The sequence below is a fragment of the Actinokineospora terrae genome (assembly GCF_900111175.1).
GTDB classification, from domain to species: Bacteria; Actinomycetota; Actinomycetes; order Mycobacteriales; family Pseudonocardiaceae; genus Actinokineospora; species Actinokineospora terrae.
The window spans coordinates 167,904-183,606 of the sequence record NZ_FOGI01000005.1; the positions used below are offsets into that span (position 1 = coordinate 167,904).

Sequence of the window (15,703 nt, forward strand, 5' to 3'; positions counted from 1 at the left end):
CAGACATGCCACCGAAGTCGCGTACCGGCGCCGGAGTCAAGAAGGTCCGGCGCAAGGAAAAGAAGAACGTCTCCCACGGGCACGCCCACATCAAGAGCACGTTCAACAACACGATCGTCTCCATCACCGACCCGACCGGCGCCGTGATCGCCTGGGCGTCCTCCGGTCACGTCGGCTTCAAGGGGTCGCGCAAGTCCACCCCCTTCGCCGCGCAGATGGCAGCCGAGAACGCCGCCCGCAAGGCGGCCGAGCACGGCATGAAGAAGGTCGACGTGTTCGTGAAGGGCCCCGGCTCCGGCCGGGAGACCGCGATCCGCTCGCTGCAGGCGGCGGGCCTCGAGGTCGGCACCATCCAGGACGTGACGCCTCAGCCGCACAACGGCTGCCGCCCGCCCAAGCGGCGCCGGGTCTGAGGAACGGGGAGGACTAGAAAGACATGGCACGTTACACCGGCCCGGCCACCCGTATCTCGCGGCGCCTCAAGGTCGACCTCATCGGTGGCGACCAGGCGTTCGAACGCCGTCCCTACCCGCCCGGCCAGCACGGCCGCGGCCGGAGCAAGGACACCGAGTACCTGCAGCAGCTGCAGGAGAAGCAGAAGGCGCGCTACACCTACGGCATCCTGGAGCGGCAGTTCCGCCGCTACTACGAGGCCGCCGCGCGCCGCAAGGGCAAGACCGGTGAGGTCCTGCTCCAGCTGCTCGAGTCCCGCCTCGACAACGTGGTCTACCGCGCAGGCCTGGCCCGCACCCGCCGCCAGGCCCGCCAGCTGGTCAGCCACGGGCACTTCATCGTGAACGGCAAGAAGGTCAACATCCCCAGCTTCAAGGTGTCGAAGTTCGACATCATCGACGTGAAGCCGAAGTCGTTGCCCACCCTGCCGTTCGTCGCGGCCAAGGAGGCCTACGGCGACCGCCCGATCCCGGGCTGGCTGCAGGTCGTCCCGTCGACCCTGCGCATCCTCGTGCACCAGCTGCCCGAGCGCGCGCAGATCGACGTCCCGGTCCAGGAACAGCTGATCGTCGAGTTCTACTCGAAGTAAGCCGTTCGGGGGCGGTGGCGCCGAGTGCCGCCGCCCCGGCCGCGGTACCCGCCCGGGTACCGCGGCCGTCCCAGTCACCACCGGCGTCAAATAGCGGGCGCCCCGGGAAGGAAGAACTTAGAAGTGCTCATCTCACAGCGTCCTGGCCTCGCCGAGGAGCCGGTCAACGAGACCCGCTCCCGCTTCGTCATCGAGCCGCTCGAGCCCGGTTTCGGCTACACCCTGGGCAACTCGCTGCGGCGGACCCTGTTGTCCTCGATCCCCGGTGCCTCGGTCACCAGCATCCGCATCGACGGGGTGCTGCACGAGTTCACCACCGTGCCGGGGGTCAAGGAGGACGTCACCGACATCATCCTCAACCTCAAGGAGCTCGTCGTCTCCTCGGAGGAGGACGAGCCGGTGACGATGTACCTGCGCAAGCAGGGCCCCGGTGAGGTCACCGCCGGTGACATCGTGCCGCCTGCGGGCGTCACGGTGCACAACCCCGACCTGCACATCGCGACCCTGAACAGCAAGGGCAAGCTGGAGATCGAGCTCGTCGTCGAGCGCGGTCGCGGCTACGTCCCCGCTGTGCAGAACAAGCAGGCGGGCGCGGAGATCGGCCGGATCCCGGTCGACTCGATCTACTCCCCGGTCCTCAAGGTCACCTACAAGGTCGAGGCCACCCGCGTCGAGCAGCGCACCGACTTCGACAAGCTGATCCTCGACGTCGAGACCAAGCCGTCGATCACCCCGCGCGACGCCGTCGCCTCCGCGGGCAAGACGCTGGTCGAGCTGTTCGGGCTCGCCCGCGAGCTCAACATCGACGCGGAGGGCATCGAGATCGGCCCGTCGCCGCAGGAGGCGGACACCATCGCCGCCTACGCGATGCCGATCGAGGACCTCGACCTCACCGTGCGCTCGTACAACTGCCTCAAGCGCGAGGGCATCCACACCGTGGGCGAGCTGGTCTCGCGCAGCGAGGCGGACCTGCTGGACATCCGCAACTTCGGTGCCAAGTCCATCGACGAGGTCAAGATGAAGCTCGTCGGCCTGGGCCTGGCGCTCAAGGACAGCCCGCCCGGGTTCGACCCGACCGCGGCCGCGACCGACTTCGCCGCGGACACGTGGACCGACAGCCCGGACACCGGCACCGATGACGGCCAGGACTACGCAGAGACCGAGCAGCTCTAGTCCTGACTGGACTTCTTGAGCAGCGGATTTCCCCAAGGAGCAAGCAATGCCCACCCCAACCAAGGGCGCCCGCCTCGGCGGCGGTCCGGCTCACGAGCGGCTGCTGCTGGCCAACCTGGCCACCGCGCTGTTCGAGCACGGCCGGATCACCACCACCGAGGCCAAGGCGAAGCGGTTGCGCCCCTACGCCGAGAAGCTCATCACCAAGGCGAAGGTCGGTGACCTGCACAACCGCCGCGAGATCATGAAGGTGATCCGCGACAAGGACGTCGTGCAGCGCCTGTGCACCGAGATCGGCCCGTTCTTCAGCGACCGCAACGGTGGCTACACCCGGATCACCAAGACCATGCCGCGCAAGGGCGACAACGCCCCGATGGCCGTGATCGAGCTGATCCAGGAGAAGACGGTCACCGCCGAGGCCGAGGCCGCGCGCAAGACCAAGTTCGCCAAGGACGCCAAGAAGGACGCGGCGCCCAAGGCCGAGGAGACCAAGGTCGAGGACAAGGTGGAGGACGCCCCCGAGGCGACCGACACCGAGGCCACCACCGAGGCCCCCGAGACCACCTCGGACAAGTCCGAGGACAAGGCCGAGGACAAGTCCTGACAGCTCAGCACCACGACGAGCCCGCCGAATCCCCTGGGACCGGCGGGCTCGTCCGCGTTCGGCTCGACATCGCCTACGACGGGGCCGAGTTCTCCGGGTGGGCGGTCCAGCCCGCCAGGCGCACGGTGTGCGGGGTCCTGGAGGAGTCGCTCTTGCACGTGCTGCGGCGCAAGGTCCGGCTGACGGTCGCCGGTCGCACGGACGCCGGTGTGCACGCCACGGGGCAGGTCGCGCACGTCGACGTCCCCGCGGACGTCCAGCCGCAGGAGTTGGTCTTCCGGCTGGCCCGCGCGCTGCCCGCCGACGTGCGGGTGACCGGCGCCCGGGTCGTCCCGCCGGAGTTCGACGCCCGGTTCGGCGCGCTGCGCAGGCACTACGCCTACCGCGTGTGCGACACCCAGTGGCGCGCGGATCCCCTGCGCCGCAACCACGTCGTCACCTGGCCCCGGCCGCTGGACGTGGACCTGCTCAACGCCGCGTCCGCCCTGCTGGCGGGGGAGCACGACTTCGTCGCCTTCTGCAAGCGCCGCGCGGGCGCCACCACGATCCGCGAACTCCAGCGCCTGGAGTGGACCCGCGAGGACGACGGTGTCCTGGTGGCCTGGGTCTCGGCGGACGCGTTCTGCCACTCGATGGTCCGCAGCCTCGTCGGCGCCCTCCTGGCCGTCGGCGAAGGCCGCAAACCCGTCGACTGGCCCGCCTCCATGCTCACCGCCACCGAGCGCCCCAGCGCCATCACCGTCGCCCCCGCCCACGGCCTCGCCCTGATCGCCGTCGACTACCCACCGGACGACGAACTCGCCGCCCGCGCCGAGCAGACCCGCCGGGTGCGGACACTGTAGACAGTCGCTTGTGGATGGACACGCCAAGAACCCCCGGGGCGACTTCCCTGTCGCCCCGGGGGTTCTCGGTCGTTGGGCAGTGCCTAGCGGTCGGCTCAGATGTCGAGGGACCAGCTGTTCAGGTAGCCGACGTCGGCCTTGTAGCCGTCCTTGACCGAGAGCTTCCAGATGCCCGCGGCGTTCTTCGCGGACAAGTTGACCGTGTAGGTCTCCTTGATGTTGTCCGCGGAGTCGCTGGTCGAGGTGTTCTTCAGGCGGTAGGTGGTGCCGTCCGGCGCGATGAGGTCGATGCTGATGTCACCGCGGTAGGTGTGGACGATGTCGACGACGACCTTGCTGGCCACGTCGGCCTTCCCGGTGCAGTTGACGGTGACCTGGCTGGTCACGGCAGCGCCCATGTCCGGGATGTTGACCTTGCCGGCCGCGGTGATCGCCGCGCAGCCGACCGGGGTCGGCGTCGGGGTGGGAGTGGGGGTCGGCGTGGTGGTGGGGGCCGCCACGACCTGCAGGAGCTTGTTCGGCGACCCGGTGCCCTCGTTGGTGACCTTGCCGGTGGCGGCCGCGCCGAGCAGGGCGGTCGCGACCTGGGCCGGGGAGGCGTTCGGGTTGGTCGCCAGGTACAGCGCGGCGACGCCCGCCACGTGCGGGGAGGCCATCGAGGTACCGCTGATGGTGTTCTTGGCGGTGGTGCCGCCGATCCACGCCGAGGTGATGCCCTCACCCGGGGCGAAGATGTCGGTGCAGGTGCCGTAGTTGGAGAAGCTGGCACGCGCGTCGGTCTTGGTGGTGGCGCCGACGGTGATCGCCTCCGGCACGCGGGCCGGGGAGTAGCTGCACGCGTTGGCGTTGGAGTTGCCACCGGCCACCGCGAAGGTGACGCCAGCGGCGATCGAGCGCTGCACGGCCTGGTCGAGCGCGGTGGAGGCGGCGCCGCCGAGGCTCATGTTCGCCACAGCGGGCTTGACCCGGTTCGCGGTCACCCAGTCGACACCGGCGATGACGCCGGAGGTGCTGCCGGAGCCGTTGCAGTCCAGCACGCGGACGCCGATCAGCTTGGCGGCCTTGGCGATGCCGTAGGTCGAGCCGCCGATGGTGCCCGCGACGTGCGTGCCGTGGCCGTTGCAGTCGGTGGCGTTGTTGTCGTTGTCGACCTTGTCGATGCCGCTGACCGCGCGGCCGCCGAAGTCGGCGTGGGTCAGGTTGATGCCGGTGTCGATGACGTAGACGTTCACGTTCGACGCGGTGGTGGCGTAGGTGTACTTGTTGTTCAGCGGCAGCGCGGCCTGGTCGACGCGGTCGAGGCCCCACGACGGCGGGGTCAGCTGGTCGACGGTCGCGGCGACCTTCTGGTCGGCCTCGACGTAGGCGACGGACGGGTCGGCCGCGGTGTACTTGGCCTGCTGCTCGGTCATCTTGGCCGAGTAGCCCTTCACCGTCTGGGAGAAGCGCTGCTTGATGGTGCCGCCGAACTTCTGGGTGATGCCGTCCGAGGTCGCGGTGGCCGCCTGGGCGGACACCCCGTCCTTGAGGACGACGATGTAGCTGCCCGCGATGGCGGTCGGCTTGTCGGCGCCCAGGATCGGGCCCTCCGCCGCGGTCGCCGAGTGCGAGAGGCTGAAACCAATGGCCGCGGTAGCGACGGTCGCGGTGACCGCGAGTCCGACTCCGCCGATTCGCCGCATCCGTGCGGCGCGAGACATACCCATTCCTTGGACTCCTTCACAGGAGGAACACCGTGCGGCCCGGTCCCTTTCGGACAACGGGCCACCGAGGGGGAACCGGCGCGCGGAAACGACGCCTTTCCCAACCCCAGTGGTCTCGCTGCACGAAGGTGGGAACCGACCCGTTCGTGTGCCTGAGACCGACAGTCACGAAGCTCTCGGTTACCCGTGAACTCCGCTCGGGTCTGTCAGTTCGGCCGATCGGGGCCATTTCTGAGGAGTCGCGATTGCGGTGAGTGTGATGGACGCCCTGGGTCGCTGCTCAAGGACACCGGGTGCTCGTATTCGGTTCCGGTGCGCGACGGTTGCGGAACAGTAGCGGCCGAAAAAGGGCCGGAAAGGGCACGGGACGCACCCGAGTGATTACCGTCCGCCTATCGAACCGCTCCCGTTGTGACCTCAGTCGCCGCGGCGGACCGGGCCGAGGATCTGCTGTTCCTTCTGGGTGGTGACCAGCCGCAGCGGCCGCCACAGGTTGCGGCCGAGCGCCACCACCTGGTCGTCGGCGAGCGTGGTCAGCTGCTGGACCATCGGCGGCGGCAACCGCCACACCCTGGCCGCGAGCTGCGCCTGCCCGACCGGGAGGCGCTGCAGCAGCACCAGGTCGGCCGCGTTCGCGGTCGCCCCGGCCTGCGGGTGCATGTAGGGCAGCACGTAGACCGTGGTCTGCCACGGCGACCGCGGCGGGAACAGCTCCTGCGGCGTCGGACCACCGTCGTGCACCACCAGCAGCGGGCTGTCCTCCGAGGGCCGGGGCAGCTCGACCGGGCTCAGCCTGCGGATCTGCACCAGCGGCGCCTGCCGCCCGTCCGGCCCGGCCCCCGCCGCCTTCTGCAACACCTGCCACGCCGCGGGCCGTCCGGTGGCGACCACCACCCACGCCCCCACCGCCATCGCCCGCAACGCGACCTGCCTGGCCAGGTACAACCCGCCGACCAGCACAATCCTGGTGGGCGCAGGCCGCAACGCCGAAATAGTGAGCGGCTCCCCCTGCAACCCCGACCCGAGCACCATCCCGCCCCGGTCCCCGGACGGACTCACCGCATCCAACATCTCCGGCGAAACCAAGAACTCCGGCGCGATCCCACCCGCCCCACCCTTGGTGTCGAGCAACCGACTCGAACTCATGCCTGCCCTCCCAACGGCAACGTTGCAGCGAGACCGGCGACCTGGAGGCCCCGCAACGGGGTCAGCGTGATGCCGAGCCGGTCGGAGATGGCGTTGAGGCGTTCGTCGGCGTGGCTCAGTTCGTCTGGGGTTCGGGCGCTGACGCGGACCAGGCCGCGGAGGCCGACCTGGCCCTCGTCGGCGCCGGGGGCGATGGACATGGCGACGGTGGCGGAGAGGGCTCGGACGCCGGTGAGGGCGTTGAGGCTGGTGGCCGCCTTGCCCTGGGGCCAGCCGGTGATGGCGTAGCTGGCGTGGCCGATGCCCGCGGCGGTGACGCCGGTCCAGCGTTCGCGGAGGCCGACCGGGGTGTTCGAGCCCGCGACGGCCGTCAGTTCCGCGGAGGCGATGCCCGCCTTGAGCAGCTCGTCCGGGTCGAGCGGGCGGGTCGGCACGCCGCGGGACTCCAGGGCGTTGCGCACCCGCGAGAGCGCACCGATCAACGCCCGGTGCGCGCCCACCACACCGCCACCACGTTCACGGACCGCGGCCGGGCAGCGCCTCGGGTCCAGTCGCACCGCGACCCACGTGGTGCGGCGCGCGGCGGCCGACAGCGGGCCGAGCACCTCCAGGTACGACGCGAGGGCGGGGGAGTTCGGGGGCAGCGCCGCGCTGCCGGGGTAGCAGTGCCAGATCACCTGGATCGCGTCGAGCACCACACCGCGGTCCTCCAGGCACGGCGCCAGCGCGCCCAGCGGCAGGCTCGGCGTCGACCCGACCTGGCTGACCAGCGCCGGCGCCGGGTCCACCAGCAGCACCGCGGTCCAGGTCCCCTCGTGCCAGGCCATGCCCAGCGGCCTGCGCTCGTGGTCGACCCCGTGCGCGACGACCAGGTCCGGCACCGCCAACCGCAGCAGGCTGACCCTCGGGTCGTCCGGCCCGGTCACCGCGGAACCGTCCGCGGCCGCCAACTCCTCGATGCTGACCGGCGCGGCGGGCTTGCTGACCCGCGTGTGCGAGCGGACCGAGTAGCGGACCGTCACCCCGACCCACTGGGTGAACCACCGGCCGCGCCACCGCAGGAACGCCACCACGAGCGCCACCGCGGCGACCCCGATCGCGACGTAGACCAGCGTGGTCGAGATCGCCAGCAGCACCAACCCGATCGCGACGCCCACCTCGAGCACCACCAGGTTCGCCACCGGCAGCGCGCCGAGGCTCGCCCCCCGGTTGCGCCGACGCGCGGCGACCCTGGTCGCGGGCTTGGCCGGTTGCGCGGGCTGCCCACCGGGAACCGACGGCCCCCCAGGCGGGCCACCAGACGGACCCCCAGGAGGACCGGCCGGAGGCTGACCCCCAGGCGGTCCAGCGGGCGGACCCGGCGGACCAGCGGGCGGCCCAGGCGGACCCGGAGGCCCAGCGGGCGGACCGGGCGGCTTGGCCCCGGGCGGGGGCCCGCCTGCGGGCGGCCCCGGCGGTTGGGCTCCCGGTGGGGGACCCGGCTGGCGACCCGGCCCCGGCGGCATGCCACCGGGCCGAGGGGGCTGACCAGGGGGTGGCGTGCGGCCGTGCCGTCCAGACGTGCTCACCGACATCCGCTCGTTCTCTTCCCCTCGTTGCGACCACCGCGCGAGTTGTCCACAGGTTTGCCGGAGACCCGCGTCCGGCCGACACCGTACGGCTATCCTGCGGAACCGTACCGCGACGGGGAGAGCAGCAGGCCGAGAATGCCATCAACACCGACTACCAAGTCCCAGGTCCAGGCGTACCGCTTCGTGCTGCGGCGGATGCAGTCCGCCCTGGTGCGCAAGGACGCGGTCATGCTGCACGACCCGATGCGCACGCACAGCAGGGCCACCATCGTCGGCGTCTGCATCGCCGCGGTCGGCATGGTCGGCTTCCTGGTCTACGGGCTGCTCAGCCCGGCGCCGAAGCTGCCCAGCGAGTCCGGGATCATCATCGCCAAGCCGTCCGGCTCGGTGTACGTGCTGCTCACCAACACCGAGAAGGGGAAGGTGCTCATCCCCACCTTCAACCTCGCCTCGGCCCGGCTCCTGCTGCTGGCCCGCACGAACCCCGGCGCGCAGGGCCAACCCGGCAGCCAGACCGACGCCGGTGGCACCACCGAGGCCGTGCAGGCCGAGGTCATCCCGGACGACAAGCTGGTCGACATCCCGCGCGACCGGCTCACCGGCATCCAGGACGGCCCGCAGCTGCTGCCCGAGGCGGCGCAGCGGGTCAGCGGCGACTGGGCGGTGTGCGACGAGTACAAGCTCGAGCAGAGCCTGAACAACCCGGCCGCCGAGAACAAGATCGAGACGACGGTGGCAGGCGGGGTGCGCGACCTGGGCCCCGAGCTCGCCCTCACCGAGGCGCTGCTGGTCAAGTCGGCGACCAAGGACACCTACCTGGTCTACCGGACGCCGCCGACCGCCAACATCAAGAACGCCGGCACCGTGCGCGCCAAGGTGGACATGAGCAAGGGCAACATCCTCGCCGCGCTCTCGCTGTCGGAGGGGTCGGTGCGCCAGATCACCACCGGCCTGCTCAACGCGATCCCCGAGGCGCCCGAGCTGACCCCGCCGACCATCCCCAACCGGGGCGAGCGCGGCCAGGTCGACATGAACGGGCTGCCGGTCGGCTCGGTCGTGCAGGTCGAGCGCGCCGGCCGGACCGACTACTACGTGGTGCTCGTCGACGGTGTGCAGCAGATCAAGAAGACCACCGCCGACCTGATCCGGTTCACCACCACCGAGGGCGGCGCGGCGATCACCAAGGTCCGCCCGGACCAGATCCCGACCGTGTCCGCCAAGCAGGGCATCGAGGACAAGACCTTCCCCGAGGTGGTGCCCGAGGTGCTCAGCCCGGTGAACTACCCGGTCGCCTGCCTCGGCTGGACGATCGTCGGCGACGGGCCGTCGGCCGACCAGCACACCAAGGTGCACATCGGCAAGGACCTGCCGCTGCCGCGCAGCCAGACCGGCAAGGCCGCGTCCGTGCGGATCAGCACGCCCAGCGCCGATGGCCAGCGGCTCGACTACTTCTACATGCCGCCCGGCCGCGCCGCCGTGGTCCGCGGCGCCACCTCCCGGCAGGACTTCGCCACCGGCCCGATCTACCTGATCTCCGACCGCGGCGTGAAGTTCGGCATCCCGGACCAGCGCACCGCCGCCGCGCTCGGCCTCGCCACCCAACTGCCCGCGCCGGACGCCATCGTGCGGCTGCTGCCCAACGGCGCCTCGCTCAACACCCGCGACGTGCTCCAGACCTACGACACGGTGCCGGTCGGGGCAGGCCAGTTCCCGTCCACGACACCGCCGCCGCTGCCCCCGGCGACACCGCAACCGCCCGCGACGCCCTAGATCCCCCTTCCCAGCCGGGAACCGAGCGGGGAGCATCGACGTCGAACCGGCACCGGACTCGACGACCGGGAGGTCAGCCATGGCTGCAATCGAGGTAGACCCCGCCTGGATCAGCGGGTACGCCACCACCGTGGGCGCCGCCGCCGACGAACTCGCCAAGGGCGCGGACGTGCTGCGCACCGCCCCGCTGACCCCGGAGTCCTTCGGCTCCCTCGGCAAGCAGACCAGGGTCACCGACTCCTTCACCCGCGCGGCCGACCTGCTGCGCTCCCAGCTGACCAGGGGGGTCGAGGCCCTGGAGGCGGCGTCGTCCGCGCTCGGGCAGATCGCGGACAAGCACAAGGGCTCCGACGACGACGGCGCCCAGTCGATCAAGCGCAGCGGTCAGGGCTGAGGGGGTCGTGGTGCGGCGAGCGGACGAGGACGAGAGCTGGGACTGGGCACCGGTGGTCAGCACCACCGAGGACTGGACGCCCGCGCCACCGCGCGAGGCGGCGCTGGCCACGGCCGAGCCGGACGCCGCGGCGGCCGCCGAGCCGCAGTGGGGGCAGCCGGAGCTGGCCTCGGCCGCGCCCGCTGTCCCGGCGCAGGGCGGCCTCGACGGGCCCGACCTCCAGTCGAACTTCAGCACCTACCTGGACTTCCTCAGCAGGCTGTGCCGCGAGCTCGGCATCCCCGACCCGGTCGAGGAGTACTTCGCCCCGGTCGTCGGCCGGTGGAGCGAGCTGCACGCCGAGGCCGGGCGCTGGCGCGCGGTCGGGGCGTACTCCGAGGTCGTGGTCGGTGAGCTGACCAAGCCGCTCGGCGGGCTCGACGCGGCGTGGCAGGGCGCGGACGCGGACTCGTTCATCGAGTACATGAACCGGGTCGGCCTCGCGGGCAACGACATGTCCGACGCGATGATCGCCATGGGCGAGGTGCTCGACCTGACCGCGGACGGGCTGCGCGAGATCGTCACCGAGATGGCCGGCCTGCTCGCCGAGGTCGCCCACAACACCTCGCAGGCGATGGCCCAGCCTGGCCGGGGCGAGGACCGCAGCCGCCAGTACGTCGACGCGATGAACCGGCCGACCCGCCAGCTGTTCGAGGCGGTCCGGCAGATCATGGAGGCGCTGGTCCGGCTGTGCGACGGGATCGACGGGTCGAAGGTCTTCGAGCCGATCACCATGGCGCACACGTTCCCGACCGAGAACTGGTCGGTGCCCGAGGTGCCCTCGGTGACGGTCCCCGGCGGTCCCGGCACGTCCGTCCCGTCGTCGGCGGGGTTGGCGGCTGGGCTGGGCTCCTCCGGCCTCGGTGGCGGTGGCCTCGGCGGCGGTGGCGGCGGGTTCGGCGGCGGGGCCAGTGGTCCCAGCGCCACCCCGGCGACGCCGCCAGGACCGGGTGGGTACGTCTCGGTCGGTGAGGCGCTGCCGAGCCAGCCCGCGGGCGGCATGTCCGGGGCGGGAGCGGCAGGCGGTGGCGGCAAGACCGGCGGTGCGGGCGGGATGATGGGCGGCGGCATGCCGATGGGCATGGGTGGCATGGGCGGTGGCGGTTCCGACTCGGAGCACAAGCGCCGCACGCGGGTCACCGGCGACCCGGAGGAGATCTTCGGCAAGCCCACCAAGTCGTCGCCACCGGTCATCGGCGACGACTGACCACCCGGGTCAGATTCGGCGCAGGCACAGCACTACGCCCAACTCGGCGCGCGTGGGGTGGGTGTGGACACTAGGAGTGTCCTTGCCGCACTTGTCGCCGTCGACGGTCCCGTAGTGCTTGGCGGAGACGGTGAACCTGCCCGGTTCGCAGTCGCTGGGGATCGCGCCGCTCTTGGACGTCAACACGACGCACGCGCCAACCGCGAGATTGCCCGTGCCGTGCGGGTAGCGGTACCGCAGGCACAGCGTCGAATCCGCTGACCGCACCAGCCAGTTCGCGCGCTCGTCCGCCCAGCAGACCTCGCTTTCCGCTGCTGCCGGGAGTCGCCGTAGGAGTTCGTAGGTGCCGTCCGCGCAATCGGCCAACGTGAAGTCGTGTGACTCACCGGTGCTCATGTCCTGGAGGCAACTGCCGACCCGGGCGTCCTGTAGATCGTCCGGTTTGGCCGCGGTCGTCGCCGGGACGGGTTCGACTACGTGCCGCGGCGGTTCGGCTGACGGTGTTGTGGTTTCAGGTAGGGCCGTGGGCTTGTCCTCGGGCGCGCGCATCAAGACAGCGGCCACGAGTAAGACTCCCGCGACAGGCCATATAGCGACCGAGGTCGACCGCGCCGGTGGTGCGGTGCGGGGGAGAGGGCGGATTCGCGGTCGGCGAGCCACAGCACCTCCTGTCTTGGGACAGAAGGGCAGGGTAGGTCCAACCGGTCCGAAGTGATTCCGCACCACTGCGGAATCGACCACGAACTGGTGACGCGGACAACCCTTATGCCGAGCCGCGAGCCTCTCGCTGTGTGCCTGTACGGGTGCGGCGGACCGTGTGCACCACGAACAGCGTCAGCAACAAGAGCAGCACACCACCGGCGGCGCCGATCAGCGCTACCTGTGTGGGGGCCCAGTTCTTGATCTGCGGAGCGGGTAGCGCTGCCTTGACGTCGAGCGCCTTGTCGTCCGCGACGCCCTGCTCGCTCGGGATCAGCGTGGTGAGCGCGCCGATCGGGTTGATCATGCCGTGGCCGACCAGGTTGTCCCTGCCGTCCGGGGCCGCGGGGTGCGAGGCGGTTACCTTGATCCGGTTGACCACCTCGGGGGCCTTGAGGTTGGGGAACCGCTGGCGGATCAGCGCGGCGAGGCCCGCGACGTACGGCGCGGCGAAGCTGGTGCCCTGGATGGAGGTCTGGTCCCCGTTCGCGAGCACCTGCAGGTTCGCCAGGCCGTTGGTGGCCGGGTCCAGGGAGATGATGTCGGTGCCCGGCGCGGCCACGGTGACCCACGGGCCCTGCACCGAGAACGTCGCCGGGTCGCCGTTGCGGGACATGGCGGCCACGGAGATCACGTAGTCGGCGAACCACGGCGGGGTGACGATGTGCGTCGGCTTGTACGGGTCGACGCCGTTGCGCTGGTCCGGGCAGCCCTTCTCGCCGGTGTTGCCCGCCGAGGCGACGAGGACGACGTCCTTCTGCTCGTAGGCGTAGCGCAACGCGGCCTGCAACTGCCGCTCGGCGTTGGTGATCGGGCCCTCGGCGACCGCGCGGCAGTTGTCCACCGACATGTTGATCACCCGGGCGCCCTGGTCCGCGGCCAGCACCACGGCCTTGGCCAGCGTCTCCAGGGTGCCTGCGGGCAGGTCCTCGCCCTCGGGGCGGGCCGCGGTGACCCGCTTGCCCTTGTAGTTGCCGCTGGACTGGCGGATGGACAGGATCCTGGCCTCCGGCGCGATGCCGCGGAAGCCGATGTCGCTGGTGGCCGGGGGGTTGGCCGCGATGATGCCCGCCACCTCGGTGCCGTGCCCGTCGCAGTCCTCCATGCCCTGCTTGTCCTTGATCACGAAGTCGCCACCCGGCTGCACCCGGCCGCCGAAGAACGGGTGCGCGCGCACCCCGGTGTCGATCACCGCGACCAGGACGTCCTTGCCGGTGGCGAACTGGTGCAGCTCGTCGAAGCGCAACTGCGTCTGGCCCCACGGCTTGTTCTTCAGGTCCGTGGTGCCCTGGTTGAGCGAGCCGATGCAGTTGCTGACCAACGAGTACGGGGTGTCCGGGTCGGAACCGCTGGGCACCGGGAAGTCCGCGGGCAACGGCGGCGGCTCGGCCATGTACTTGATCCGCTCGGCCTTCTCGGCGGCCGTGGGCGTCTGCTGGGCCGAAGCGGGGATCGGCAGCGCTATCGCTAACGCCGCCGCGCCGACCGCCGCGGCGACCCGGGTTGCCGTCCTCATCCGAAGCTCACGCCGCGCAGCGTCGAGTACAGGTCCATCACCGCCAGCGCGATCGGCAACACCACCGCGATGCAGATCGCCTCGATGATCTCCACGGTCCGCCGCAGCGGCGGGGAGAAGCGCTGCTCGGGGAACACCACACCGAGCACCAGCGCGCCTGCCGAGAGCAGGACGAGCGTGCCGAACACCCACAGCAGCCTGCCGAAGGTGTCGGCGGTGAACAGCCAACCGAGCAGGATGCCCGCCGCGGCCAGCATCCCGGTCGCCAGCAGCGCGATCGCCTGGCTGCCGTTGGCGTAGGTCCGCGCGCGCAGCAGCAGCACCAGCGTCGCGACGACACCGAGCAGCACGCCCCACAGACCGGGCGCCCCCGCCGAGACCACCGCGCCGATCGCCGCGGCCGACCCGCAGCCGATGATCATGCCGGTCATGTACTCGTGGGCGAGGCCCGCGCGGCGCTCGATCGAGCGGTAGTCCGGGAAACCGGTGTCTTCCTTGAGGTCCTCGGCGTTGCCGGGGACGTTCGGCAGCGGCAGGCGTGCCAACTGGATGGTCAACCTGGGCAGCACGGACAGCGCGCCCAGCGCCACCGCGACCGTCCCGGCCGCGATCCCCGCCGCGGGGTGCGCGATCAACGTCGCCACCGCGAACGCGATGACCCCGAGCGCCGCGGCCGTGCCCGCGGCGACGAACGTGGTGATCCCGGCGCCGATCACCATGATCGACGCGGACGACACGATCAGCACCAGCGCCGACGCCAGCAGCAGGCTCGGCCTGCCCGGCTCACCCGGCACGATCGAGAGCCCGCTGACGAACGCCAGCGGCAACCCCCCGGCCGCCGCGATCAGCACCCCGGTCGTGCGCGCCTGGTAGACCCGCGCGAACACCGCACCGAGCACCACCGCGACCACTGCGCCGGTCCCACCCGCCACCGCGGGCCCGATGTTGCCGCCACCCCACAGCGGACCGGCCATCAGCACCGCGAACGCCGCCGTCAGCAACGCCAGCGCGCCCGCGATGTGCCCGATCCGGTTCGCCGTCTCCTTGGTCCACGGCCGGTAGCTGTCCGGCGTGGACTCCGCGATCGCGTCCACCACGTCGTCGTAGAGCGGCGGCGGCGGGTTCTCCGCCCGCTTGCGCAACTGCAGCATGTCCCCGTCGACCACCCCGAGCGACCCCAGCGTCCGACTCGGGTCCAGCGGGTTGTCGCCCAGCTTCGCCAGGCACCACCCCCCGTGCCGCGCCCCACCGTCCGGCGTGGTCTCCCCCGCCATCTCCAGCAGCATCGGCAGCAGGTCGGCCACCGACACGTCCGCCGGGAGCGCCACATCGATACGCGTCCTCGGCGCGACCACGGTCACCCTGCTGAACACGGTCGTACCGGCTGCCACTGCCCGCCCCCTCGTGAGTTGTCCACAGGTCTGCTCGGACCGACCCCGGCGCGACCGGAATCGGTCCTAGTATGGCCGCACCGATATCCCGCGACGCGCCGGTTGGCGGAAGTCGGGGAAAGGGGTGTGCTGTGGCTGGTGGTGAGCGGTTCGGTGGGTCGGGCGCGCCGTGGCGCGTCCTGCTCCTGCGGTTCCTGCCCGTGTACCCCGCGGTGCTGGTTTTCCTCGCCTTGGTCAACGACCGCGGCAACCCCACGCGGCTCGTCCTCGTCGGCCTGGTGCTGGTGGTCGCCGTCGTCTACGCGCTCACCCGGAACCTGCGCGGGCCCGCCGAGTTCGCGGTGGGCGCGGTACTGGTGGCCGCGTCGGTCGTGGCGACCTACCTGCAGTGGTTCGCGGGCGCGGGTGTGCTGCTGGTCGTGGCGCACGCGCTCTTCGTCGCCGTCCTGGTCTTCGGGCTGATCGCGTGGTCCCGGCTGGTGGGAACCACCGCCGCGTCCGACCGGGACGGCTAGCCCGCGCGGTTCGCCCACAACGCCGTGAGTTGTCCACAGGTCTGCGCGGACCGACCCCGGCGCGACCGGAACCGGTCTTAGGATGGCCGCA

At 71.3% G+C, this 15,703-nt stretch carries 15 protein-coding genes; 9 read left to right on the top strand and 6 right to left on the bottom strand.

Features of this window, described 5'->3' with window-relative positions; genetic code table 11:
* Positions 1-5 precede the first annotated feature (5 nt).
* From rpsK to truA, 5 genes are all read left to right on the top strand, one after another.
* Complete coding sequence (gene rpsK / locus BMY07_RS12290; protein WP_091454169.1) at positions 6-413, top strand: 30S ribosomal protein S11; 408 nt, start codon at positions 6-8, stop codon at positions 411-413.
* 23 nt (positions 414-436) lie between these two features.
* Positions 437-1,042 (top strand): 30S ribosomal protein S4, encoded by a 606-nt coding sequence (gene rpsD, locus BMY07_RS12295; protein WP_092777703.1) that lies wholly within the window; start codon positions 437-439, stop codon positions 1,040-1,042.
* A gap of 123 nt (positions 1,043-1,165) precedes the next feature.
* Complete coding sequence (locus BMY07_RS12300; RefSeq protein ID WP_092777705.1) at positions 1,166-2,215, top strand: DNA-directed RNA polymerase subunit alpha; 1,050 nt, start codon at positions 1,166-1,168, stop codon at positions 2,213-2,215.
* Between the two features lie 46 nt (positions 2,216-2,261).
* Complete coding sequence (gene rplQ / locus BMY07_RS12305) at positions 2,262-2,819, top strand: 50S ribosomal protein L17 (RefSeq protein ID WP_092777707.1); 558 nt, start codon at positions 2,262-2,264, stop codon at positions 2,817-2,819.
* A gap of 68 nt (positions 2,820-2,887) precedes the next feature.
* On the top strand, positions 2,888-3,661 hold the full coding sequence (truA, locus tag BMY07_RS12310) for a tRNA pseudouridine(38-40) synthase TruA (RefSeq protein WP_245782373.1): 774 nt from the start codon (positions 2,888-2,890) through the stop codon (positions 3,659-3,661).
* A 95-nt stretch (positions 3,662-3,756) separates the two neighbouring features.
* On the opposite strand, the gene BMY07_RS12315 is transcribed toward truA, so the two are convergent.
* The 3 genes from BMY07_RS12315 to eccE form a co-directional block, all read right to left on the bottom strand.
* Entirely contained in the window at positions 3,757-5,367 is a 1,611-nt protein-coding gene (locus BMY07_RS12315) for a S8 family peptidase (protein WP_092777709.1), read from the bottom strand.
* Between the two features lie 414 nt (positions 5,368-5,781).
* Complete coding sequence (locus tag BMY07_RS12320) at positions 5,782-6,510, bottom strand: hypothetical protein (RefSeq protein WP_092777711.1); 729 nt, start codon at positions 6,508-6,510, stop codon at positions 5,782-5,784.
* Positions 6,507-7,691: a type VII secretion protein EccE gene (gene eccE / locus BMY07_RS12325; protein ID WP_092777713.1), complete on the bottom strand. Its 1,185-nt coding sequence runs from the start codon at positions 7,689-7,691 to the stop codon at positions 6,507-6,509. The genes BMY07_RS12320 and eccE overlap by 4 nt, the downstream gene beginning before the upstream one ends.
* A gap of 525 nt (positions 7,692-8,216) precedes the next feature.
* Here eccE and eccB point away from each other — a divergent pair.
* From eccB to BMY07_RS12345, 3 genes are all read left to right on the top strand, one after another.
* Entirely contained in the window at positions 8,217-9,851 is a 1,635-nt protein-coding gene (gene eccB, locus BMY07_RS12335) for a type VII secretion protein EccB (RefSeq protein ID WP_092777715.1), read from the top strand.
* Between the two features lie 79 nt (positions 9,852-9,930).
* On the top strand, positions 9,931-10,245 hold the full coding sequence (locus BMY07_RS12340) for a hypothetical protein (RefSeq protein ID WP_092777717.1): 315 nt from the start codon (positions 9,931-9,933) through the stop codon (positions 10,243-10,245).
* Between the two features lie 10 nt (positions 10,246-10,255).
* Positions 10,256-11,491 carry a WXG100 family type VII secretion target gene (locus tag BMY07_RS12345; protein WP_245782339.1) on the top strand — a complete coding sequence of 412 codons (1,236 nt, stop codon included), beginning with the start codon at positions 10,256-10,258 and terminating at the stop codon, positions 11,489-11,491.
* A 9-nt stretch (positions 11,492-11,500) separates the two neighbouring features.
* On the opposite strand, the gene BMY07_RS12350 is transcribed toward BMY07_RS12345, so the two are convergent.
* From BMY07_RS12350 to eccD, 3 genes are all read right to left on the bottom strand, one after another.
* Positions 11,501-12,055 carry a hypothetical protein gene (locus BMY07_RS12350; protein WP_143073452.1) on the bottom strand — a complete coding sequence of 185 codons (555 nt, stop codon included), beginning with the start codon at positions 12,053-12,055 and terminating at the stop codon, positions 11,501-11,503.
* Between the two features lie 199 nt (positions 12,056-12,254).
* The gene (gene mycP / locus BMY07_RS12355) at positions 12,255-13,706 is read right to left on the bottom strand and encodes a type VII secretion-associated serine protease mycosin (RefSeq protein WP_092777720.1); all 1,452 of its coding nucleotides are present in this window, start codon (positions 13,704-13,706) and stop codon (positions 12,255-12,257) included.
* Positions 13,703-15,097, bottom strand: coding sequence for a type VII secretion integral membrane protein EccD (gene eccD / locus BMY07_RS12360; RefSeq protein WP_245782340.1), 1,395 nt, complete (start codon positions 15,095-15,097; stop codon positions 13,703-13,705). The genes mycP and eccD overlap by 4 nt, the downstream gene beginning before the upstream one ends.
* 131 nt (positions 15,098-15,228) lie before the next feature.
* On the opposite strand from eccD, the gene BMY07_RS12365 reads away from it, so the two are divergent.
* On the top strand, positions 15,229-15,612 hold the full coding sequence (locus BMY07_RS12365) for a hypothetical protein (RefSeq protein WP_092777722.1): 384 nt from the start codon (positions 15,229-15,231) through the stop codon (positions 15,610-15,612).
* Positions 15,613-15,703 lie beyond the last annotated feature (91 nt).

What these genes read in the sequence shown, in the direction of transcription:
- rplQ (WP_092777707.1), top strand. Translation starts at nt 2,262, where the DNA reads ATGCCCACCCCAACCAAGGGCGCCCGCCTCGGCGGCGGTCCGGCTCAC.
- rpsK (WP_091454169.1), top strand. Translation starts at nt 6, where the DNA reads ATGCCACCGAAGTCGCGTACCGGCGCCGGAGTCAAGAAGGTCCGGCGC.
- BMY07_RS12340 (WP_092777717.1), top strand. Translation starts at nt 9,931, where the DNA reads ATGGCTGCAATCGAGGTAGACCCCGCCTGGATCAGCGGGTACGCCACC.
- rpsD (WP_092777703.1), top strand. Translation starts at nt 437, where the DNA reads ATGGCACGTTACACCGGCCCGGCCACCCGTATCTCGCGGCGCCTCAAG.
- mycP (WP_092777720.1), bottom strand. Translation starts at nt 13,706, where the DNA reads ATGAGGACGGCAACCCGGGTCGCCGCGGCGGTCGGCGCGGCGGCGTTA.
- BMY07_RS12315 (WP_092777709.1), bottom strand. Translation starts at nt 5,367, where the DNA reads ATGGGTATGTCTCGCGCCGCACGGATGCGGCGAATCGGCGGAGTCGGA.
- BMY07_RS12320 (WP_092777711.1), bottom strand. Translation starts at nt 6,510, where the DNA reads ATGAGTTCGAGTCGGTTGCTCGACACCAAGGGTGGGGCGGGTGGGATC.
- eccB (WP_092777715.1), top strand. Translation starts at nt 8,217, where the DNA reads ATGCCATCAACACCGACTACCAAGTCCCAGGTCCAGGCGTACCGCTTC.